This is a genomic window from Arthrobacter sp. CDRTa11, from assembly GCF_026427775.1.
Taxonomy (GTDB): Bacteria; Actinomycetota; Actinomycetes; order Actinomycetales; family Micrococcaceae; genus Arthrobacter.
Map to the genome: position 1 here is coordinate 2,604,954 of NZ_CP044532.1, position 22,658 is coordinate 2,627,611.

At 62.9% G+C, this 22,658-nt stretch carries 18 protein-coding genes; 5 read left to right on the forward strand and 13 right to left on the reverse strand.

Annotated elements, in window-relative coordinates; translation table 11 throughout:
• Window positions 1-24: 24 nt before the first annotated feature.
• Complete coding sequence (locus F8G81_RS11665; protein ID WP_267274909.1) at window positions 25-1,893, reverse strand: vWA domain-containing protein; 1,869 nt, start codon at window positions 1,891-1,893, stop codon at window positions 25-27.
• Between the two features lie 379 nt (window positions 1,894-2,272).
• Between F8G81_RS11665 and F8G81_RS11670 the strand changes: the two genes are divergently transcribed.
• Window positions 2,273-3,550 carry an acyl-CoA dehydrogenase family protein gene (locus F8G81_RS11670; RefSeq protein WP_267274910.1) on the forward strand — a complete coding sequence of 426 codons (1,278 nt, stop codon included), beginning with the start codon at window positions 2,273-2,275 and terminating at the stop codon, window positions 3,548-3,550.
• A 394-nt stretch (window positions 3,551-3,944) separates the two neighbouring features.
• On the opposite strand, the gene F8G81_RS11675 is transcribed toward F8G81_RS11670, so the two are convergent.
• The 8 genes from F8G81_RS11675 to fdhA all read right to left on the reverse strand — a co-directional run bounded on the left by F8G81_RS11675 (window position 3,945) and on the right by fdhA (window position 12,798).
• A complete protein-coding gene (locus F8G81_RS11675; protein ID WP_267274911.1) occupies window positions 3,945-4,169 on the reverse strand; it encodes a hypothetical protein in 225 nt (74 codons plus the stop codon).
• A gap of 130 nt (window positions 4,170-4,299) precedes the next feature.
• Window positions 4,300-5,424, reverse strand: coding sequence for a GTP 3',8-cyclase MoaA (gene moaA, locus F8G81_RS11680; RefSeq protein WP_416377046.1), 1,125 nt, complete (start codon window positions 5,422-5,424; stop codon window positions 4,300-4,302).
• A gap of 108 nt (window positions 5,425-5,532) precedes the next feature.
• Window positions 5,533-7,515 (reverse strand): BCCT family transporter, encoded by a 1,983-nt coding sequence (locus tag F8G81_RS11685; RefSeq protein WP_267274912.1) that lies wholly within the window; start codon window positions 7,513-7,515, stop codon window positions 5,533-5,535.
• A 39-nt stretch (window positions 7,516-7,554) separates the two neighbouring features.
• Window positions 7,555-7,734 (reverse strand): hypothetical protein, encoded by a 180-nt coding sequence (locus tag F8G81_RS23510; RefSeq protein WP_323809181.1) that lies wholly within the window; start codon window positions 7,732-7,734, stop codon window positions 7,555-7,557.
• A gap of 535 nt (window positions 7,735-8,269) precedes the next feature.
• Window positions 8,270-9,073 (reverse strand): IclR family transcriptional regulator, encoded by an 804-nt coding sequence (locus tag F8G81_RS11695; protein ID WP_267274913.1) that lies wholly within the window; start codon window positions 9,071-9,073, stop codon window positions 8,270-8,272.
• A 207-nt stretch (window positions 9,074-9,280) separates the two neighbouring features.
• Window positions 9,281-10,162, reverse strand: coding sequence for a formate dehydrogenase accessory sulfurtransferase FdhD (fdhD, locus tag F8G81_RS11700; RefSeq protein ID WP_267274914.1), 882 nt, complete (start codon window positions 10,160-10,162; stop codon window positions 9,281-9,283).
• Entirely contained in the window at window positions 10,150-11,445 is a 1,296-nt protein-coding gene (locus F8G81_RS11705) for a molybdopterin molybdotransferase MoeA (protein ID WP_267279192.1), read from the reverse strand. Before F8G81_RS11705 ends, fdhD begins: the two co-directional genes overlap by 13 nt.
• Window positions 11,446-11,580: 135 nt before the next feature.
• On the reverse strand, window positions 11,581-12,798 hold the full coding sequence (gene fdhA, locus F8G81_RS11710) for a formaldehyde dehydrogenase, glutathione-independent (protein WP_267274915.1): 1,218 nt from the start codon (window positions 12,796-12,798) through the stop codon (window positions 11,581-11,583).
• A gap of 544 nt (window positions 12,799-13,342) precedes the next feature.
• On the opposite strand from fdhA, the gene F8G81_RS11715 reads away from it, so the two are divergent.
• A complete protein-coding gene (locus tag F8G81_RS11715; protein ID WP_267274916.1) occupies window positions 13,343-14,038 on the forward strand; it encodes a GntR family transcriptional regulator in 696 nt (231 codons plus the stop codon).
• A gap of 12 nt (window positions 14,039-14,050) precedes the next feature.
• On the opposite strand, the gene F8G81_RS11720 is transcribed toward F8G81_RS11715, so the two are convergent.
• From F8G81_RS11720 to purU, 4 genes are all read right to left on the reverse strand, one after another.
• A complete protein-coding gene (locus F8G81_RS11720) occupies window positions 14,051-14,926 on the reverse strand; it encodes a bifunctional 5,10-methylenetetrahydrofolate dehydrogenase/5,10-methenyltetrahydrofolate cyclohydrolase (RefSeq protein WP_267274917.1) in 876 nt (291 codons plus the stop codon).
• Window positions 14,923-15,549, reverse strand: coding sequence for a cyclodeaminase/cyclohydrolase family protein (locus F8G81_RS11725; protein WP_267274918.1), 627 nt, complete (start codon window positions 15,547-15,549; stop codon window positions 14,923-14,925). The genes F8G81_RS11720 and F8G81_RS11725 overlap by 4 nt, the downstream gene beginning before the upstream one ends.
• Window positions 15,550-15,685: 136 nt before the next feature.
• Entirely contained in the window at window positions 15,686-18,178 is a 2,493-nt protein-coding gene (locus F8G81_RS11730) for a GcvT family protein (RefSeq protein WP_267274919.1), read from the reverse strand.
• A gap of 52 nt (window positions 18,179-18,230) precedes the next feature.
• Window positions 18,231-19,148, reverse strand: a complete 918-nt coding sequence (gene purU, locus F8G81_RS11735) for a formyltetrahydrofolate deformylase (protein WP_267274920.1) — start codon at window positions 19,146-19,148, stop codon at window positions 18,231-18,233.
• Window positions 19,149-19,374: 226 nt separating this feature from the next.
• Between purU and F8G81_RS11740 the strand changes: the two genes are divergently transcribed.
• The 3 genes from F8G81_RS11740 to F8G81_RS11750 all read left to right on the forward strand — a co-directional run bounded on the left by F8G81_RS11740 (window position 19,375) and on the right by F8G81_RS11750 (window position 22,648).
• Entirely contained in the window at window positions 19,375-19,962 is a 588-nt protein-coding gene (locus F8G81_RS11740; protein WP_267279193.1) for a GntR family transcriptional regulator, read from the forward strand.
• Between the two features lie 170 nt (window positions 19,963-20,132).
• Window positions 20,133-21,431, forward strand: a complete 1,299-nt coding sequence (gene glyA, locus F8G81_RS11745; RefSeq protein ID WP_267279194.1) for a serine hydroxymethyltransferase — start codon at window positions 20,133-20,135, stop codon at window positions 21,429-21,431.
• On the forward strand, window positions 21,428-22,648 hold the full coding sequence (locus F8G81_RS11750) for a sarcosine oxidase subunit beta family protein (protein ID WP_416377047.1): 1,221 nt from the start codon (window positions 21,428-21,430) through the stop codon (window positions 22,646-22,648). The genes glyA and F8G81_RS11750 overlap by 4 nt, the downstream gene beginning before the upstream one ends.
• The last annotated feature ends 10 nt before the right edge of the window (window positions 22,649-22,658 follow it).

Below are 22,658 nucleotides of genomic sequence, written 5' to 3' on the forward strand. Positions count from 1 at the left end.
CTGATGGCGCATGTGAGTCACGGCCTAGAAACTGGTCACCAGCTCGCCGAGCACCTCTTCGAGCCTGTTCGGATCGGTGGCGTCGTAGTAGTGCGCCCCGCTGGCCTGGGCGATTTCCAGCAGCGTGGGGACGTCGGCGTCGGGCCCGTAAGCGAGCGTAAAGACCAGCACCGGCGTCGAGTGGTTCTGATGGCCCAACTGTTCGGAGAGCCCGCCCAGGTCTCCCGGGTGGGTTGTGTCGTTCTTGCCGTCGCTCAAAAGCACGATGGTGTTGATGAAGGTGTCTTTGTAGTCCTTGGCCTGTTCGCCGGTGAAGCGGCTCACCGCTTCGAAGAGAGGCGTGGCGTCCACGGCCTTGAGCTCGTTGAGCTTGGCGAGGAGGTCTTCCTTGTTGGTCTTGAATGGTGCCACCGGGCTGACAACGCCAGGCTGCAAGGGGCCGTCGCCCACATGGGAGAAAGCAGCCAGTCCAACCTCATCATCACCCGTGAAGTGATCCAGTGCCTTCCGGACGGCATCCTTGGCCCGCTGCAGCTTGGTCACGCCGGCTTCCTGCACCATGGACTCCGAGACATCCAGCAGGAACAGGGCCCTGGCCCGCTTGCGGACCTCAGGGAAACTGTCCTGCATGGCTACAAGCGCCCCCGCCTTGGGCAGTGGCAGCGGCTGCAGCGCCTCAGCGTACCGTCCGGTTCCCGCCACTGCGGCATCCAGCTTCCCCTGGACTGTCCGGTAGCCGGACGCCTTCACAACGTTTTGGCCCTGTTCCGTCACTGCGAACCTGAGGAAATCCTCGGCTGCCAGGCGCTGCTGGCTCCCCACCCAGTCCCCGTCAAGTATTACTGCCGGGTTGTCAGCCACATGCACGCCGTCGTTGGGATAGATGGCACGGAGGGGCTGCTTGGGTGGGGGAGCGGACTTCTTCGTGATTCCGTCCTCGCTGACCACTCCCCGGTTGTAGTCCCAGACAGACTTTTCATCCACGATCACGGCGGAGAGGAATTCCGAGACGTTCCCGGCGTCGTCAGCCTCCCTGGCGTGCCACAGGAAATGCTCGGGGGTGGCCATGTAGTGGCTGGTACCCAATTCCACGGCGCGCACTTTCTCCTTAAGGGACGATGCTTCCAGGTCCATGGCGTCCACACCCCCAAGGCTGCCTCCGGCGGCACCGTAGGAAGCAGTAAGAGCCATCAGGCCCGCCGTCGAGACGAGCGGACTGGCCTTCCCGAACTTGAACTTCCCCCAGTCGGCATGGCCGAGACGCTCCCAGGCGTCCCGGTCCTCCGCCATCTTGAACACCTCAGACCACGACGGCGGTTTGCTGTCCCAGCCGAGGGCACCGGCCATCGTCTCGGGCATGGCCACCACCACCGCACTCCGCCCCAGGCTGGTTCCCTCCTCAGGGACAGGGCTTCCGCCGGCACCTTCCCTTGCGATTCGTAACCACGCGGAGGAGTCGGGCAGCCAGATGGCTGGCCTCTCGCCGGCCGGAACCCCCGGGAACTGAGCGGCAACCTTGCTGGCTGCGACCCCCGATTTTTCCTGGGTCACGGCCGGTGTCACGCATTTGCCGTCCACGCTGCGGGGCTTCGCCGTATACTCGGCCGCCATGGACCGTACCATCTCCGCATTCTCCAGCGAAGTGAAGATGTTCAGGGAAATGCAGGGAGAGGCCCCGGCAACGGCGGCGGGACTGTCCTGCGCCAAAGGCTCGCCGGCCGGAGGTACGTTGCCAGGCCCGGCTGAAGGCCCGCCCAGCCCCGGCCCCGGGGCAAAGAGGAGCGTTCGCAGTATGAATGCGCCGCCAACAATGAGGAGGGCAACGGTTGCCCCCGCAGTGATCCAGACCCAGCGCGGATAGCTCGGGTCAATTGCTGCGCGTCGACGGCCCATGCTCGTTTCCTTTTGAAATCCGCCGGGTTTCCCCGGTGTGGATGTACATCATGAAACTTGCCCGCGGCAGCTGCACCGCGGGTGCGCCTAGCCCCCGCATCCGGATACGCACTTTGAGGATAACTCTGACGGTGCCCAGTGAGCATTCAAATTCACATTTTTGTTGAACTTTTGTGGGTTTCTGATGCCTCCAAGATCATTGACTTTCTCAATAGTCTATTGCTTCATTGATTATGAGGGCCTCACCAACGGGATGGGATCGCCCAACCGGTCTCCGCCGGTTACTGCATGCGCCGGTTACTGCATACGAGGGAGCAGTCTATGAGTTTGAACAGCAATGTTGCATACTGCCACGCGCTGGTTGGACCGGGAGCCTGAAATGAACAGCACCAGTACGACGGCGGGACCCGGTTTGGGTGCCGCACAACACGCGCCAGCGGGACCGGGGGCGTCCGAACGGCTGTATGAGATCTCGGATTTCTATGACGCTGAGGCTCTGCTCACCTCTGACGAACGCCAGGTTTTGGCGCGGCTCCGGAATTTCCTTGACGAACAGGCCAAGCCGCTGCTGGCCGAGTACTGGGAGCGGGGGGAGTTCCCAGAGCAGCTGGCGCAGCCGTTGATCGATCTTGACATCATGGAGCCCGCGGACCTGACCGGCGCCGAAGGTGCAGAACGAACCCCGGTGCGGGGGATGTACCATGGCTTCCGGGTCTTTGAGCTTGCCCGAACGGACGCTTCGTTGGCCACTTGGTACACCGCGCAGGCCGGACTCTTCCGGACCGCCATCCGCGTTGGTGCCACTGAGGCGCAGCAGCGCGAGTGGATGCCCAAGGTCATCGACTTCTCCCTCAAGGGCGTCTTCGCCCTGACCGAACCTGAGCACGGTTCGGACATCGCCGGAGGACTCGCCACCACCGCGCGTTTCGAGGCAGACGCCGACGGCGGAAGCTGGGTCATTGACGGCGCCAAGCGCTGGATCGGTGGTGCGTCCACCGCCGACGTGCTCGCGGTGTTCGCCCGCGACGTCGCAGATGGCCAGGTCAAGGCCTTCCTCGTCGACCGGACCGCGCCAGGCGTGACCTTGGAGAAGATCTACCGTAAGACCGCGCTGCGATTGATGCAGAACGCACACATCACCCTGGATGGTGTTCGGGTTCCGGAGTCCATGCGGCTGCAGAACGTGAACTCGTTCAAGGACGTCGCCGCGATGTTGAGGGCGATGCGTTCAGATGTTGCCTGGATCGCGACCGGAATGCAGGCCGGCGCGTTCGAGGCCGCCCTGGCCTACGTCAAGGAACGCCGCCAGTTCGGCAGGCCCATAGGTTCCTTCCAACTGGTCCAGGAGAAACTGGCCCGGATGGCAGGAAACATCACCGCCAGCCTGTCTTTGGTGGTCCGCCTGACGGAGCAGCAGGCCAGGAGCATCTACCGGGACCAGGACTCTGCCCTGGCCAAGATGCAAACCAGCTTGCTGATGCGCGAAACCGTGGCGCTGGCCCGTGAAGTGGTGGGCGGCAACGGCATTACCCTGGACACCGACGTAGCCCGCTTCCACGCTGACGCCGAGGCCGTCTACTCCTACGAGGGCACCCACGAAATCAATGCACTCATCATCGGCCGCGCCCTGACGGGCGAGAGTGCCTTTACCCGTTGAACCACATCCCTTCCGGAGGCAAAATAAAAATCACGACCGGGGCTATCGTAGATTGTTGACAATTGGTACGCTGGGCACATGCAGTACCAAGCCGGAACCCGCCGGCCCTCTCAGTGAAGGAATTGTCATGAAGAAACGTCGCCCGGCCACTTCGACTCTCCTGCTCGATGAAGCCACACGCACTGGTCACCACTGCCCGAGCACCGGATGGTGGTCAGCCGCTGGGGATCCGAGTGACGCGAGGTTCATCATCAGGGGAGAGGTAATGCCTGCCTTGAGCGGCACCCCTGCGCTCTGGACATTGAGGGCGGCAGTCAGCGGGCTCCACGGCCTGGGACTCGGATCCGCGTTGCAGCCAAGTTCATAGACACAGGCCGATCCGTGCCGTACGTCCTTAGTGCAGGATGGCGCCAATCTCAGCCCGCACCAGCCGCTCGGCAATGACGCCAAGGTCCAGGTTCAGGACGGCTTTGAGAGCGCGTGCCATGTCAGGGGCTGCGGCGAGGAATTCAGCCAGCCCCGGATCGGATTCCAGCCCCCGACCAAGCTTTTCCTTCAGGTCGTTCGCGGTCCAGTGGCTGTCGGAATGCTGACTGGTGAGTAGCGCCTTGCTGTTCATGATCCTGTCCTTCGCTTGGCCCTGTGCATTGGCTTTGCTACATGCCACATTGCCGGGCCGGGATCAAGAATCGGACAGGCCACGGGCCAGATTTAAGCAGGATTTGCCTAAGTTCTGCTTAAGGCCTCGCTTAGCCTCCGATAGCACTCATGCTGCGGTCTGATTGGACGAAGTCGTCCGCTTCCAATCCCGCGTGGTCCATCCCATGGGCCTTGGGCTTGGCCCACATGGCCTCCTGCCAGCGGCTGATGAGCTGGTCGTCGTCGGCCTCGGAGCGAAGCAGCCCCAACAGGTCGAATTCCTGGCGCGAGAACAAACAGCTCATGATCTTTCCGTCGGCGGTGATGCGCGTCCGGCGGCAGTCACCGCAAAACGGTTCGGTGACGGAGGCAATGATGCCTACGGTGCCAAGGACGGCGCCGCTGGGCTGGCCCGTCGCCGATTCGCGCCGCTGGACCTGGAACCGTTCGGCGGGGGCGCCGCTACGCTCCCTGGGATCCGGGTACAGCACAAAGTCGTCGGCGAGGAGGTCCCGGATCTCGGACGCGCTGATCATGTCCCGGCGGGTCCAGCCATGGTCCGCGTCGAGCGGCATCTGTTCGATAAAGCGCAATTCGTAGCCGCGCTCCAGCGCCCACGCCAACAATCTGGGGGATTCGGTGTCATTGATCCCGCGCATGAGCACTGCATTGAGTTTGATGGGTCCAAGACCAGCAGCATCGGCAGCCTCAACCCCAGCCAGGACCTGGTCCAGGAACGGGCGGCGGGTCAGCTGCGCGAAGGTCTCCGCATGCAGGGAGTCAAGCGATACGTTGATGCGTGTCAGGCCCGCCCGTTTGAGTTGGCCGGCCTTCTTGTCCAACCCCACTGCATTGGTTGTCATGGAGATGGGCAGGTCCGGATGGTGTTGGCGAAGGGTCCTGATGATATCCACCAGGTCAGCACGGACCAGTGGTTCGCCGCCGGTCAGCCGCAGCTCCCGGACTCCCAGGCGGTTCACTCCCAGACCGACGATCCGCACGATCTCCTCGGCCGTCATCACAGCCTGCTTCGACAGCCATTGAAGGCCCTCGGCGGGCATGCAGTAGGTGCAGCGCAGGTTGCATTTGTCGGTCAGCGACAGGCGCATGTCGGTGGCCTGCCTCCCGAAGCGATCCAGGAGCCCCGCAGGTAGTCCCATCAGGCGCGGTTCGGCCGCGGACCCCTGACTGTTGTTGTCCTGGCGCAGTACCGGGATGCCCAGCTGAACCGCCATGTACATAACCTTTGCTGTTGCTTTTTCGGGGGAGTGGGTGCGCCCCGGTGGCACGGGCCTGGAAGGCCCGTGCCACCGGGGCGCAAGGTGCTACTGACGGGTGGACAGCTAGTTACTGTCCCGGTCCGCATGCTTGGCACCGACGGTCGGAACGCTTCCGGTGGGAGTCCCGCCAATGCAGTCCGATTCCGAGCACTTTTCCGCGCACTCGTGCCTTGTTACGAGGTCGAACTGGACAAGGCCGTGTTGCTCCACGCCGGTACGGATTGCACGTTCCATGACGTTGGTGGCCAGACGCTGCCGCAGTGCCAGCGGGTCGCGGCGGAGGTCCTTGACGAGGGCGAAGCAGAGCAGCAGCATCACGATCACGAACGGAAGGGCAGCGACGATGGTGATGCGTTGGAGCCCGGACAGGGCTTCGGAGGGTACGTCTCCGCCCGCCAAGAGCATAACGGCGGCTACGGCCCCGGTGAGGGTGCCCCAGAAGATGACCACTCCCCGGCGGGGTTCCTCGGCGCCATTGGAGCTGAGTGATCCCATCACGATGGAGGCCGCGTCTGCGCCGGTGATAAAGAAGATTCCCACCAGGACCATCGCCAGGACGATGACTGCGCCGACTGCCCAGGCGGGCATTCCCAGGTTCTTGACCAGATCGAAAAGGGCTCCGTCGAAGCTAACGGTCGGGGCGCCGTCGACCATGGTTACCAGGCCGGGGGTGCCAGCCTTGTCGGCTTCCTGCTGCACATGGAAGGCGGTGCCGCCGAAGATGCCGAACCAGATCACACTGACGACGCTGGGCACCAGCAGTACGCCGGTGACAAACTGGCGGATGGTGCGTCCGCGGCTGATGCGGGCAATGAACATGCCCACGAAGGGCGTCCAGGACACCCACCAGGCCCAGTAGAAGATGGTCCAGCCAGACATCCAGCTGCGCAGCGCCTCGTCGCCGACTGCTTCGGTGCGGGAAGACATTTCCGCCAGGTCCCTGGCGTAGTCGCCAACAGCTGCGGGGATCAGGTTGAGAATGAACAGGGTGGGTCCTGCAACGAAGACGATCAGGGCCAGGACCACGGCCAGGACCATGTTGATGTTGGAGAGCCACTGGATTCCGCGGCTGATGCCGGAAACTGCGGAGGCGACGAAACAGGTTGTCAGGACGGCCACGATGGCCACGAGCACCGGGGTGCCGATTTCTCCCATCCAGCCGTTGGACGTCATGCCGCTGCCGATTTGCAGGGCGCCAAGGCCCAGCGATGCCGCTGTGCCGAAAAGCGTCGCGAAAATGGCAAGGATGTTGATAAATTTGCCGACCGGACCTTCAACTACGCGGATGCCAAACAGGGAGGTAAACGCGGCGGAGATCAGCTGTTTGCGGCCCAAGCGGTAGGTTCCGTAGGCCATGGCGATGCCCACCACGGCGTACATGGCCCAGGGGTGCAGCGTCCAGTGGAAGATTGAGGTGGCCATGGCGGTCTGGATGGCAGCCGGAGTGCTGCCGTCAACTGTTCCCGGCGGCGGCGAAATGTAGTGGTAGAGCGGTTCGGCAACGCCGTAGAACATAAGCCCGATGCCCATGCCTGCAGCGAACATCATCGCCACCCAGGAGATGGTGCGGAATTCAGGCTTCTCGCCGTCCTTGCCCAGCGGGATGTTGCCGAACTTGCCCAGGGCAAGCCACAGGACGAACACCACGAACAGGGACGCCAGGACCATAAACAGCCATCCTGTGTATTCCATCACCCAGTTCAGGGCACCGGTCGAGGACGCGGAGAGGCTGTCCCGGCCGACGAATCCCCAAATCACGAAGGCAACGGCGATGACTCCCGTGATCCCGAAGGTGACCTTATCGAGGGTCAGTTTGGTATTCCGGCGTGCCGAAACGGCGTGCTCGGTTTTGGCGGAGCGCAGCTCTTCGAGGATCTGGTCGTATTCTTCTGAATCCGGCAAAGTGCTGGCAGCTCCGTCCGCAGGAATGAGGAGAACTGCTTCGACCCCATCGTCTGAAGCCAGCTCCCCGATTCTTTGGCTCTCCGCATTGCTTTCGCTGACGGGAGGTTTCTTGGGGGGTTTGATGTCACTGTTTATAGCCATGATTTCGTCCTTTGCTTGGGAGTCATGGACTGCGTGTTTTTAGATGTGGCCGTTGACTGTCCGGCCGGGAGGAAGGTTGGGGGCTTCCCTGAGCTTGACGACCATGATGTCGCCACCGGCACCCATGACCTCATGGGTTCGGACCGGCCGCTTGGCTGGCGGCGAATCGATTTTGCCTGAATGCAGTTTGAAGCGGGATGCATGTAACGGGCACTCCACCCAGCAATGCTCCACATGCCCTCTGCCAATAATGCATCCTGATCAGTGCAGGTGTCATCCATGTCAAATAGATTGCCGTCTTCCGTGTGAAAGACGGCAATCGGTGGAGCTGTATCCAGCCACAGCGCCTCCCCTGGCGCAAGCTCACTGAGCGTGCAGGCCTTGTGCATGGTGCACCTCTTCGGGGTCAGGAATCAGGTTGAAAACGGTAAAGGTCGGCTGCCTCGTGTCGTTCCGCATGGAACAACACAATTCGCGCTCAGCAACAGAGTGCGCTACGCCACACCAAGATGTCAAGACATTTCTGTCACCTTTAGCGGATCTTGACACCAAGCGTGGCATGCGCCACGCTGTTGCATATCGTGAGTGTTGTTGCGTAAGAAGCGCTTTTTGAATGGGAAGATGCACAGATTTGCAACATCTGCGGGCCCGGTGGTGGCAAGGTGTGCATCAACGAGCAGGTCGAAATGAAGCGCCCTGGTCTGTCGGTCAGATCCCCATTTCAACGGTGACCCCAACTTGCCGGAGTGCGGGGTTACCTTTGTGTGTAGCCCATTTTCGCGCTGATCTGCAGTCCCGCCTCGCGGAGGGACGTGATGAGCCCCGGCAGTTTTGCGGTGTCGAAGCGGAACGCAGGTCCCGAAATGCTTACTGATCCGATGACCGCGCCCACGTGGTTAAACACGGGAACGGCGATCGCATTCAGGCCGATCTCGAGTTCCTCGCTTGTCTCCGCATATCCGTTGCGGGCCACATCGAGCAGCTGCTTTTCCAGGACATCCCGGTCCGTGATGGTGCGCGGCGTCCGGGCGGACAGCCCGACCTCATCCAGGATCCGCCGACGCTCATCAGCCGGCAGTGCGGCCAAAAAAACCTTGCCACTGGACGTGGCATGGAGTGGGGTCAGTCCACCTACCCAGTCGTGTGTGGCGAGGCTGGAGGGTCCCAGGGCCTGGTCGACGTTGACGGCATAGCCTGATCGCAGGACTGCCAGGTTAACCGTTTCCTTGCTCTGCTGCGCCAGGTCTTCCAGGATTGGCCTGGCCTCCCGCACCAGGCTGAGGCGCGCCGGGATGGAGGCGGCGAGGCGGAGGATGCCGAAGCCAAGCTGATACTTGCCGCGTCCGGTGTTCTGCTGGACCATCTCAGGGCCAACCAGTGATTCGAGCAGCCGAAAGACGGTGGACTTGTGGACGCCCATTTCCTCCGCGATGTCGCTGACGCCCGCGTGTCCGTCCCGGGAGAGGATATCGAGGATCTGGAGGGCACGGTCGACGGACTGCACACCCCCGGCCTGCCCATTGGCACCCTTTGGGACGTCAGGGTCATTTGAGGCCATGATCCACACCTGCGTCTTCCTGTGGCCAATCAAGAGGGTGAAACGTCCTCTTTGTGATTGATCCTAGACCGGAATGGTGAGCGGGCCGCAATTGCCCCGAAACATCGCCTGTGCCGGGGTGGCCCGAAAATTGCCCATTACCTTAGGCCACAGCTGCCTTAACCGCGCACCCGTCACGAATCGTCGTGACGGCTGCTGTGTGGTCTGTCAGGGCCCGGCATAGGCCTCCTCCCGGCTGAGCTTTTGCGGGCGGCCCAGCCGTTCCCGGCCTGCGTAGACATTCAGGCTGTGTCCCCGGCTAAATCCAACCAGGGTCACTCCGGTCTCGACGGCGAGGTCGGCGGCCAGGCTTGAGGGCGCGCTGACGGCAGACAGGACGGGGATGCCGGCCATGGCGGCCTTTTGGACAAGCTCGAAGGAAGCGCGCCCCGAAACCTGGAGGACGGTGCCGCTCAATGGCAACAGGTTTTGGCGCAGCGCCCAACCGACAACCTTGTCCACTGCGTTGTGGCGTCCAACATCCTCCCGGAGACAGAGGAGTTCCGGGCCGGCGCCGTCCACCCTGAACAGGCCGGCAGCGTGGACGCCGCCCGTCTTGTCGAACACTGCCTGGGCCTCGCGAAGCCGCTCCGGGAGTTCGGCCAGGACATCCACAGGAATCCGCAGTGGGTCCTGGGCAGGATCGAAGCGAAGTGTCTTGCGGACGGATTCGATGGAGTCCGTCCCGCAGATGCCACAGGAGCTTGACGTGTAGACATGCCGCATCGTGTCTGGCATGGCCACATCAGGCGCCAGCTGGGCCTCGATGACGTTGTAAGTTTGTTCTCCGCCGGCATCTCCGGCGCAAAAGCGCATCGACACCAGCTCGGAGTGGGAGCTGATGATGCCTTCTGAGACCAGGAACCCCGCCACAAGGTCAAAATCGTCCCCAGGGGTCCTCATGGTGACCGCGAAAGACCGGCCGCCGATACGGATCTCCAGGGGCTCCTCGGCGGCAAGTACGTCCTCCTTGAACCGTACCGGGTATTCGGTGCCGGAACCGTCCAGGTGGAAGCGATGGATTTTGCGGCGCTGCGTCATGCGTGCCATGTGGTGCTCCGTAGGTGCTTGGTAGCGGAAAGGATCATCTCGTTGTGCTGCGTCCAGGGGAGGGGGAGCACAGGAACCGGCTCGCCGGACAGAACCCCTGCGGAAGGAACTGCCATGACACCATCGGCCCAGGCAAGTCCCCGGACCATGCCGGGCCCCGTATGCGAGGCCGGGAAGGCCAGGCCCTCGATGAACCTGCAGGGAATCAGGCGCGTACGGCCGGGGGAGGGATCAACGTCAGCGGCTGATGTCACCTGCCCGACGGCGCCCAGGGGCTGTCCTCCGAGTGCCTCCAGCAGTGGCGCGCCAATGGTGATGAGGGCCATCATTGCTGCCAAGGGATTACCGGGCAGTCCGACGACGAAGCGGCCGTTCGGGAGGACGGCCAGGACAGCCGGGTGGCCGGGCCGCATGGCGATGCCATCCAGGAGCAACTGACCGCCGAGAGCGCTGATGGCACCTCGGAAATGGTCTGTCCCGGAACACCCGGTTCCGCCAGTGGTTATGGTCACGTCCGGCAGGGGCCCGGGGATTGATTCTGAACCGCCAAGTGCCCCTAGCCATTCATGATAGGAATCCCCGATCCGCAGGGAACCGGCGGATGTGCCGCCCAGCAGGGAAATGACTGTGCCCAGCTGGGGACCAAAAGTGTCCCTGACGTGTCCCGGTTCCGGAACGCCCTCGGTGACTACTTCGGAACCGGTCAGGACGATTCCGACCACCGGTTTGCGCTGCACCTGCAGAGTGTCATGCCCAGCCACAGCGGCAAGCGCAATGTGGCCAGGGTTCAGTTTTGTGCCGGCAGGGATCAGCACGTCACCGGCCGCAGCTTCTTCGCCTGCAGGACGGATGTGCTGGCCCCGTCCAGGTTCGCCATCCTTGGCGCTGCCGTTGAGCTCCAGGAGGGCGCTGCCGTCAGCGTCCTGGTGGACCGCGCCGCTCTCCTTGCGGAGTATTGACGTGGCGCCCGCAGGTACCAGTCCGCCGGTGGCTATGACCCTGGCCCGCCCGGGCGGCAGGAAGTGCTCATCGTCGGTGAGGAGCCACGGGCCGCAACCGCTGACGGCCCAGCCGTCCATGGCGGAGGACTGGTAATGGGGGAGCTCTTGCAGGGCGGCGACATCGCGGGTCAGCGTGTGGCCGGCTGCCGATGAGAGCGGAACATCCACCGGCGGAAGCGGGACAGCGCAATCGAACGCCAGCTGGCGGGCCTCTGCCCAAGTGGGGGAGGCCCGTCCGGAAGCGCTAGAGGCAGGGGAGAACTCCAAGGTGCCGCCACTCATGGCGATGTCTTCGGCGAGCAATGGTGCCCCCTTTTCTGAAGATGGTGATGCTCTCAAAGGTGCGGGCAGGGGAACGGCGGGGCTGGCACCACGTAGTGCGAACCCCGCCGTTCCCCGGCCCCGTCAGCCGGCGTCCTACGCCTTGACGTATCCGTTCGGGTTCAGGACGAACTTTGTTGCCGAACCGGCGTCGAATTCGGCGTAGCCGCGCGGCGCTTCTTCGAGCGGGATTGCCTTGGCGTTCACTGCCTTGGCGATCTGCACCTTGTCATGCAGGATGGCCATCATCAGTTGGCGGTTGTAGTTCATCACGGGGCACTGTCCGGTGGTGAAGGACAAGGATTTTGCCCAGCCGGTGCCCAGCGACAGGGAGAGGGATCCATGCTGGGCTGCATCGTCGATTCCCCCGGGATCCCCGGTCACGTACAGTCCCGGGATGCCCAGTGCGCCACCTGCGGCGGTGATGTCCATAAGGGAGTTCAGCACAGTGGCCGGCGCTTCGTGGGAGGCGTCCTTGCCATGTCCGCGGGCTTCGAATCCCACGGCGTCCACGCCACAGTCCACTTCCGGCACGCCAAGGATCTGTTCAATCTGGTCCTTGGGATCGCCCTTGGACACGTTCACTGTTTCACAACCGAAGGACCTGGCCTGGGCCAGGCGGCCTTCGTTCATGTCACCGACAATGACCACCGCGGCACCGAGCAGCTGTGCACCGACGGCAGCCGCCAGGCCGACAGGACCTGCCCCGGCGATGTAGACAGTGGAACCGACGCCGACTCCGGCGGTCACTGCGCCGTGGAAGCCAGTGGGGAAGATATCGGAAAGCATGGTCAGGTCCATGATCTTTTCCAGGGCCTGGTCGCGGTCCGGGAACCTGAGCAGGTTCCAGTCAGCGTAGGGGACCAGCACGTATTCTGCCTGGCCACCCACCCAGCCGCCCATGTCCACATAACCGTAGGCGCTTCCCGGGCGGTCCGGGTTGACGTTCAGGCAGATGCCCGTCTTGCGCTCCTTGCAGTTCCGGCAGCGGCCACAGGAGATGTTGAACGGTACGGAGACAATGTCTCCCACCTTGATGAACTCCACGTCCGGGCCGACTTCCACCACTTCGCCGGTAATTTCATGGCCGAGGACGAGGTCCTTGGGAGCGGTGGTCCGGCCACGCACCATGTGCTGGTCCGAGCCGCAGATGTTGGTGGTTACCGTGCGCAGGATGGCACCGTGGGGCACTTTCCGGCCCACATTCTCCGGATTGACGCCGGGGCCGTCCTTGAGTTCGAACGACGGGTAGTCGGTATTGATGATTTCAACAACGCCGGGTTCTTTGTAGGCGACTGCTCTGTTTCCGGACATGGACACTCCTTGGGCTTGGGGGTGGTGCTGGGATTTGGTGCCAGGCCTGCCATCTCGGCCTGCCTTGCACGTGTCCGGCTAAGTTGCCGGCGCTGCCCCGTTGCCCGAAAGCGGTGCTTCGATGAGGATACCTCCCCAGGTTTCAGGCCACCGAAGCACCATTCACGGGCACGGGACAGCTCATCCTTCGCGAGGATGAAGGCTGTCAGTAAGATGCCGTGCCGTGTGGCACAGCATCCCCAATCACCAGACATGAAGTAGCTGATATTTCTACTTGGTTACTAAAGATATATCAGATACATCGTAGGGCAGGCCCCCAGCCATTGTCCAGAGATTTTTTGACCTCTAACCATCGGACTCAGCCTTCTATCTGGAGCTGGAAAGCAACAAAAATCCTCCCTTTAGTTCTGCCGAGATAGGGGATCTTCAGCAGAACCCCCAGACGGTTGAGAAATTAGTTAGGAGATATTGATATATCAGTTCTACTATGTTCATGAGGCCTTCGCGTCAAGGCCCCGTGCTTACCTCAGGAGGAGACATAACAATGGCAAGCGGTGGAGAATTACCGTCGGACACAGCAAGCTCGTACCTGTCAGAGAGGCAGGAGGACGAGTCCTTCGCCGACTTCGCCTACAGGGCACTCAGCGATGAACTGATACTCCTGGACATCAAGCCTGGCGAGCCCCTTAACGACGACGCGATTTCCCGTCGGCTCGGCGTGGGAAGGACGCCCATTCGCGAAGCCATGAAGCGCCTTGAAAGTGACCATCTGGTGGTGGCCTATCCCCGCCGCGGAACATTCGCGGCAGGGGTGGACATCACCGACTTGGCGGAAATCTCCGAAATACGGCAGCTTCTGGAACCTGCCGCAGCAGCGCGGGCCGCACGGATGGCTTCGCCGCAGCTGCGGCAGGAGATCAAGGAATTCGCCAATGAGGTGGGTGAGGTCCTGCCGCAGCTGCATTCCCAGCGGGACCTTATGCGCCTCGATATGCGCGTCCACCGGATGATCTACCGGGCTACAGGAAGCAGGCACCTTGAAGACGTCCTCATCCGCTATGACAATCTGGCGACGCGCATCTGGAGCCTTGTGCTGGAGAAACTGCCTCCTGTCTCTGAGCATATTGCCCAGCACATTGAGCTTCTTGAATGCATTGCGGATGGGGATTCCGACGCTGCTTCCCGGCTGACCAGCAAGCACGTGGCGGACTTCGAGAACCTGATCAGGGCCGTCCTGTAGCCCTGGGCAGGACTACCCGGCCGTTGCCGTGAGCAAGGCCCGCGACTGTTCCCGCGCGGCCTCAACGGTGTGCAGGAGAAGCAGGGACGTGGTGACTGACCCGACACCGCCCGGAACAGGTGTCAGTGCCGCAGCGACGCCCCGGACACTGGCTTGATCCACGTCCCCCACCAGGGATCCGTCGGGAAGGACGTTGGTGCCGACGTCGATCACTACGGCCTCGGAGGAAATATGGCTGCCGGTGAGCAGGCCGATGCGCCCGGCAGCGACGACCACGACGTCGGCCGTCCTGGTGTATTTCTCCAGCGGCCCTGACCGGGAGTGGCAGACGGTGACCGCGGCGTCACGTTCCATAAGCAACAGCGACAGCGGCTTTCCCACAACGGCTGAACGTCCAATCACCACGACGTTCCGGCCCGCCACCGGGATGTCGAAGTGATCGAGGATCTCGACGACGGCCCGTGCCGTTGCGGGGGCAAACGAGGGCTGGCCGACTGCCAGCCGGCCCAGGCTCAGTGGATTCGCGCCGTCGATGTCCTTTTCAGGGGCGATGTGTCCAACCAGCGCATCTGCATCGACGCCGGGAGGCAGCGGCGTCTGCAGGATGATGCCGTTTACCGATGGCTCGGCGCTGAGATCCTTAAGGACAGACGCCAGAACCTGTCCGGTGGCATCGTGGCCAAGGTCCACAATGCGGCACATGATGCCTGCGCTTTCTGCGGCCCGTTCGATTGACCGCACATACCAGTGTGTGGAGCCGTCGTCGGTGGCCACAACCACCGCAAGCGTAGGGCGGAGGCCGTCGATTTCGAGAGCCCTGGCGGCGTCGGAGGCCTTTTGCTGCGTGAGGCCGGCCAGTGCACGTCCGGAGAGAAGTGTGGTGCTCAACCGAGGATCCTTTCCCGAACCCGCTTCGCCAGTGAGTCGGCTGCCAGGATGACCTTTTCCTCAAGGCCGTCTGTCTGGCCAGCCAGCCGGGAGCGGGCTTCAGTGTCCTTGATGGCAACCACATTGATGTCGATGTTCACCCGCGCAGTGGTGGCGGCTGCCCGTGCTGCGTCGACGGCGGCAGCGACGTCACTGATTACGTTGGCATTGGCCACCTCGAAAAGTTCGGTGGCAAGATCCACAACGGCCCCGGCAAGAAGGATGAGTTGCGCCGGCGTGGTGGCGGCCAGGATCAGCGCGTCCTGGATGGATGCTGTTCGTGCAGCCTTGAGCTCGTCAGTGCCGGCGGGAAGTTTGTACGCATCGATGACGCCCTGGAAGGCATGCTGGTCCGCGTCTGCGAGGCGCAGGGCCTCGACCACCAGCTGGTCGGCGGAGGCGATGACCCTGGTCACGAGTTCGGCGTGCTGCTCGTACTTCGGGCCGGTGGAGTACCTGGCCACCATGGCGACCAGTGCCGCCCCCTGGGCTGCGTGGACGGCCGCGGCTGCGCCGCCGCCAGGGGTGGGTTCACGCGAGGAAAGTCTGGTGAGGTAGCCGTTTATTGTTTCTGAACTGATCATGTGTCTTCCTGGGCTGAGGCTCGAGTCGACCGGGCTGGGGACTGGGGTAGTGGCAGGCCATGGCAAAGCAGCGGCCCGGACTCTGGTTGCGAGGGAAATGAGTCCGGGCCGCGTGCCTGTGAATGGCCCGGCGCTGTTAGCCGCGGAGCCTGGTCATGGTGGGGTCGTACAGCGGATCGGCCGTGACTGTGGCCTGGATACGCCGGCCAAAGTATTCGATCTCGACCGAGTCACCAATGGACACAGCGGCGGGGAGGTACGCGTACGCGATCGGCTTGGCTACGGTATAGCCGTAAGCGGCGCTGGTGACGTAGCCGACTGCCTGGTCCTTGTAGAACACAGGTTCCTTGCCCAGCACAATGCTGCGGCCGTCGTCGACGGTCAGGCAGCGAAGACGGCGGGCGGAGTTTTCCTCGGTCCGGCCTTCCAGCGCTGCCTTTCCGACGAAGTTGTCCTTGGTCATCTTCACGGCGAAACCAAGCCCGGCTTCCAGCGGGTCGTGTTCGGTGGTCATGTCGGTGCCCCACGAGCGGTAGCCCTTTTCCAGGCGCAGCGAGCTGAACGCGGCACGGCCCGCGGCGATAACGCCGAACGGCTGCCCGGCCTTCCACAGTGCATCCCACAGGCGCTGTCCGTTGTCTGCGCTGGTGTACAGTTCCCAGCCCAGCTCGCCGACATAGGACAGGCGCATTGCCGTGACGGTGACGCCGCCGATGACCACCTTCTTGGACCGGAAGTATTTCAGGCCGTCGTTGGAGAAATCGTCACTGCTGACGGTGCTGATGAGGTCCCGGGCGAGGGGCCCCCACAGGCCGATGCAGCAGGTGCCGCCGGTGGTGTCGCGAACCTGGACCCAGTCGCTGGCGGTCCCGTTTTCCGTCTGGTGGCGGGCGGCCCGCTCAAAGTAGGCGGTGTCGATGTTTCCGTTGGCTCCGAGCTGGAAGGTGTCTTCGCTCAGGCGGGCCACGGTGATGTCGCTTCGGATCCCGCCTGCGTGGTCCAGCAGGAGGGTGTAGGTGACGGCCCCCGGCTTCTTGGTCATGTCGGCGGTGGTCAGCTCCTGCAGCAGCTTCATGGCTCCGGGGCCGGAGACCTCAAGGCGCTTGAGCGGAGTCATGTCGTACATGGCCACCGCGGTGCGGGTCTTCCAGGCTTCGGCGGCGGCGATGGGCGAGCTGAACATCCCGGACCAGGCGTCACGTGCCGGCGGCTGCCATTCGTCAGGCATCTCCTTGAGCAGTTCCGCGTTGGCTTCGAACCAGTAGGGGCGCTCCCAGCCGCCGCCCTCCAGGAAGACGCCGCCCAGCTGCTTGTGGCGGGCGTGGAAGGGGCTGACGCGAAGATTGCGCGGAGAGAGCTTGGGCTGCAGCGGGTGCAGGACATCGTAGATTTCCACGAAGTTCTGCTGGGAGGTCTCGCTGACGTACTCGGGGGTCAGCTGGACCTCTTCGAAGCGGTGGATATCGCAGTCGCCGAGGTCAATCTGCGACTTTCCGTCCACGAGGAGCTCTGCCACGGCACGGGCGATGCCGGCGGAGTGTGTGACCCACACGGCCTCGGCAACGAAGAAGCCGTCCACTTCCTTGGACTCGCCCACCAGGGAGCCGCCGTCCGGGGTGAAGGAGAAGATGCCGTTGAAGCCATCCTCGATTTCGCTTTCACGCAGTGCCGGCAGGATCTGCTTGGTTGCTTCCCATGCGGGAAGGAAGTCATCCAGGGTGAAGTCCAGGCGGGAAGGCATGTTGTGTTCGCTGATGCTGCTGGGCTCGTAGCTGCCCAGTTCGTCCAGGTCCACGGGCATGGGCCGGTGTGCGTAGGAGCCGATGCCGTAGCGGTCGCCGTGCTCGCGGTAGTAGAGGTCCTGGTCCTGGTGGCGCAGGATGGGGAGCTGGGCGCCGTTGGGCAGTTCGTTCTTACCCTTCTGGGCGGGAACCGGCGTTGTCTTGACGTACTGGTGGGCCAGCGGGAGGAGCGGGACGGACATGCCGATCAGCTCGCCCACCTTGGCGCCCCAGAAGCCTGCGCAGGAAACCACGATGTCCGCCGGGATCACGCCGTCGGCGGTCTCGACGCCGGTGACGCGGCGGTTGGACTGTTCGATCCCGGTCACCTCGGTGTTGCCGATGTACTTCACGCCGGCTGCTTCGGTGCGCTTGATGAGCAACTGGACTGCGCGGGCAGCCAGGGCCAGGCCGTCGGTAGGTACATGGAGGCCGCCCAAGATGTCCTCTTCATTCAGAAGCGGGTAAAGCTCCTTGCACTCGGCGCGGGAGAGGATCTTGCCTTCGATACCCCAAGCGGCAGCATAGCCAAGCTTCCGCTTCAGGTCCGTGAGGCGGGTCTCGGTGGTGGCAACTTCAAGGCCGCCCACCTGGTTGAAACAGCTTTGGCCGTCCTCCGTGAGGGACAGGAGCTTTTCCACCGTGTACTTGGCGAAAAGTGCCATGGTCTTCGAAGGGTTGGTCTGAAAAACGAGGCCGGGGGCGTGGGACGTGGAGCCGCCGGGCATATTCAGGGGTCCCTGGTCCAGGACAGTGATGTTGTTCCAACCCCGTGTGACCAGTTCATCGGCAAGGTTCGTGCCGACGATTCCAGCTCCAATAATGACAATGCTTGGCGTGGAAGCCATGTGGTTTCTCCTGCTGGTTTTCGTGTGTTCTCTGCTGATGTGGTGGTGGTGCTTACCGGAACACGACGGTGCTGGTTTGATCCAGCAACACACGGTGCTCGCAGTGCCACCTCACGGCACGGGACAGCGCCAGGGCTTCGGCATCCTGCCCAACTGTGGAAAGGGCGGTCGGTCCATAACTGTGGTCCACCCGGATGACTTCCTGTTCGATGATGGGCCCCTCATCCAGTTCTGCGGTCACGTAGTGGGCTGTAGCGCCCACCAGCTTGACGCCACGATCGTACGCCTGGTGGTACGGGCGTGCACCCTTGAACCCGGGCAGGAACGAGTGGTGGATGTTGATGGCGCGGCCCTCAAGGGCGCGGCAGAGGTCGTCGGACAGCACCTGCATGTAGCGGGCCAGCACCACGAGGTCGATGTCATATTCGTCGATGAGGTCCAGCAGGCGCTGTTCGGCATCTGCCTTCGTCTCGGGTGTCACCGGGACGTAGAGGAAGGGGAGGCCGGCGGCCTCGGCCATGGCCCGGTGGGTTTCGTGGTTGGAAACAATGAGGACGATGTCGCCGCCCAGGCTGCCACCCCGCCAGCGGAAGATCAGGTCATTGAGGCAGTGACCGAACTTGGACACCATGACCAGGACGCGCTGCTTGGTCTGGTCATGGAAGCTGAACTTCATCTCGAAACGGTCCGCGATCGCGTTGAACTCCTCCTGGAGCCTCTCCGGCGTGTAGTCAGGGGAACCCGAGAATGCGGTGCGCAGGTGCAGCGTCTGGCGCAGCCCGTCGTCGAACTGCTGGTGCTCGTCGATGTTGAAGCCACGTTCGAAGAGAAAAGTGGTGACCGCCTGGACAATTCCGGCACGTTCGACGCACGACAGTGTGAGTACGAACTTCTGGGCCTTGGCTTCTTCCACGCGAGGCTCTGTGTGAGTCAGCGTGCTGGTTGATGAGTCTGTAGCCATTAGGGTCATGTCTCCTCCTTTTAGGTATCTTCCCATTAGATATATTCGCAGTTCATGAACTGATATATTAGGGTTGTGAATCAGCGTATACTGGTCAGTGGGCAAGGTCAATAGGCTGTTTGCCCGAACGGAAAGGGGCCCGGTTGTGGCAGTTGAAGTTTTGGCACCTGCAGATGAGGCTGTTAAGAAGTCGTTGGCGGAAGTGGCCTACGAGCGCATCCGTGACCGCCTGCTGATGCTGGACATCAAGCCGGGGGATCTCCTCAATGACGACCACCTCGCCAGGGACCTTGGCATGGGGCGTACTCCCGTCCGCGAAGCCTTGAAGCGGCTGGAGCTGGACCGGCTGGTTGTTTCGTATCCGCGCAGGGGAACTTTTGCCACCCGGGTGGAGGTCACTGATCTCGCTTTTATTTCCGAAATCCGGACCCAGCTTGAACCGCTTGCAGCATCCCGTGCTGCCCGGGTTGCCACAGAGCAGCAGCGCGAGCAGCTGCGCGCTGTATTGCGGGCGGTTGAGTCGTTCGATACGCATGCCGCCTCCGTCGTGGAAACCCTGCGGCTGGATGCACGTGTGCACCAGGGGATCTACGCTGCTGCGGCCAATCCCCACCTCGAAGACGTCCTGGTCCGCTATGACAACCTCGCCACCCGTATCTGGTGCATGGTGCTTGATCGCCTTCCTGACCTCGCCCGCCACGTGCATGAGCATGTGGATCTGCTCGGTGCAGTGATTGACGGGGACGAGGCGCGCGCCGCCGAGCTCGCGAGGATTCACGTCAGCGGCTTCGAGGATGCCGTCCGCAGGGCTCTCTTCACCTAGCCTGGGCCTCGCCCTTCCGGCTATTACCTTCAAGCGCGGCCCTCGGGCTGCGCTTTTGGCGTTTCCGGAATATCGCGCCGAATCTGTTGACACCCACATATCCGGATAGCATACTTGAGTCACGCAACTAATATATCAACAGGATATTAGGCAACAGCTAGGGAGAAATGATGGTCGACGTTCTGACCCGCACGCTTGCAGAGACGGATCCTGCTATCCACGCCGCTGTGGAGCAGGAACTGCTGCGCCAGCAGGGCACGCTGGAGATGATCGCCTCCGAAAACTTTGCGCCGACTGCCGTCATGGAGGCGCAGGGATCCGTACTGACCAACAAGTACGCCGAGGGGTACCCGGGCAAGCGCTATTACGGCGGCTGCGAACACGTTGACGTGGTGGAGCAGCTGGCCATCGACCGCCTCAAGTCCCTCTTCGGTTCCGAATTCGCCAACGTCCAGCCCCACTCCGGTGCGCAGGCCAACGCAGCGGCGATGTTCGCCCTGATCCAGCCCGGTGACACCATCCTGGGCCTGAACCTGGCTCACGGTGGCCATCTGACGCACGGCATGAAGATCAATTTCTCCGGCAAGCTCTACAAGGTGGTCCCGTATGGCGTCGATGAAGACTCCATGCAGATCGACATGTCGGAAGTGGAGCGCCTGGCGGTTGAGAACAAGCCGAAGCTGATCGTCGCCGGCTGGTCCGCGTACTCCCGCCAGCTGGACTTCGCCGAATTCCGCCGCATCGCTGACCTGGTGGGCGCCTACCTGATGGTGGACATGGCCCACTTCGCCGGCCTGGTGGCTGCAGGACTGCACCCCAACCCCGTGCCTCACGCCCACATCGTTACCAGCACCACCCACAAGACCCTTGGCGGCCCGCGCGGTGGAGTGATCCTGACCAACGACGCCGGCATCGCCAAGAAGGTCAACTCCGCAGTGTTCCCGGGACAGCAGGGCGGCCCGCTGGAGCACGTCATTGCCGCGAAGGCCGTGGCGTTCAAGCTCGCTGCTGAGCCGGAGTTCCGCGACCGCCAGGAACGCACCCTGGAAGGCGCCCGCATCATCGCAGAACGCATACTGGCTGCCGACGTTGCAGAGTCCGGTGTGACCGTGGTCAGCGGTGGTACCGACGTGCACCTGGTCCTGGTCGATCTGCGCAATTCGGAACTGGACGGCCAGCAGGGCGAAGACCGCCTGCACCGGATCGGGATCACCGTTAACCGGAACGCTGTGCCCTTCGACCCGCGTCCCCCGATGGTTTCCTCCGGTCTTCGTATCGGCACGCCGGCACTGGCCACGCGTGGGTTCGGGCAGGCCGAGTTCACCGAGGTCGCGGACATTATCGCCGCAGCCCTTAAGCACGATTTCAATGAAGAGACCGTGGCAGAACTTCGGCAGCGGGTTGAAATCCTGGCCGGAAAGTTCCCGCTCTACCCCAACCTTTCCTCTGACTCGAACGAGGTGGCATGATGGCCGATTTGCTTCCGGAGCACCCCGATTTCCTCTGGCGGAACCCCGAGCCCAAATCTTCCTACGATGCCGTGATCGTTGGCGGCGGCGGACACGGGCTGGCCACCGCCTACTTCCTGGCCAAGAACCACGGCATGACCAACATCGCTGTCCTCGAAAAGGGATGGCTGGCCGGCGGCAACATGGCCCGGAACACCACCATCATCCGTTCCAACTACCTCTGGGACGAGAGCGCGGCCATCTACGAGCACGCCCTCAAACTCTGGGAAATCCTGCCGGAGGAACTCGAATACGACTTCCTGTTCAGCCAGCGCGGCGTCATGAACCTCGCCCACACCCTGGGTGACGTCCGTGAAAGCATGCGGCGGGTGGGCGCCAACAAGCTCAACGGCGTGGACGCCGAGTGGCTGGACCCGCAGCAGGTCAAGGAACTCTGCCCCATCCTGAACATCAGCGATAACATCCGCTACCCCGTCATGGGCGCCACTTACCAGCCCCGGGCAGGCATCGCCAAGCACGACCACGTGGCCTGGGCCTTCGCCCGCAAGTGCGACGAACTGGGCGTAGACATCATCCAGAACTGCGAAGTCACCGGCTTCATCAAGGACGGCAACCGCGTCACCGGCGTCAAGACCAACCAAGGCACCATCAATACGGAAAAGGTGGGCCTGTGCGCCGCCGGGCACAGCTCGGTCCTGGCCGAGATGGCAGGCTTCCGGCTTCCTATCCAGTCCCACCCACTGCAGGCGCTGGTCTCCGAACTGCACGAACCGGTGCACCCCACCGTGGTGATGTCCAACCACGTGCACGTCTACGTTTCCCAGGCACACAAGGGCGAACTGGTGATGGGCGCCGGCGTGGACTCCTACAACGGCTACGGCCAGCGCGGGTCCTTCCATGTGATCGAGCACCAGATGGCTGCCGCCGTCGAGCTTTTCCCGATCTTTGCCCGGGCGCATGTGCTCCGGACCTGGGGCGGCATCGTTGACACCACACTGGATGCTTCCCCGATCGTGGGAACCACTCCGGTGGACAACATGTTCGTGAACTGCGGCTGGGGCACCGGCGGCTTCAAGGGCACCCCTGCCGCGGGCCTCACCTTTGCCCACACCATCGCCACGGGAACGCCGCACCACCTGAACAAGCCGTTTGCGCTGGAGCGGTTCGAAACCGGCGCCCTGATCGATGAACACGGCGCAGCCGCCGTGGCCCACTAGAAGAGAGTCC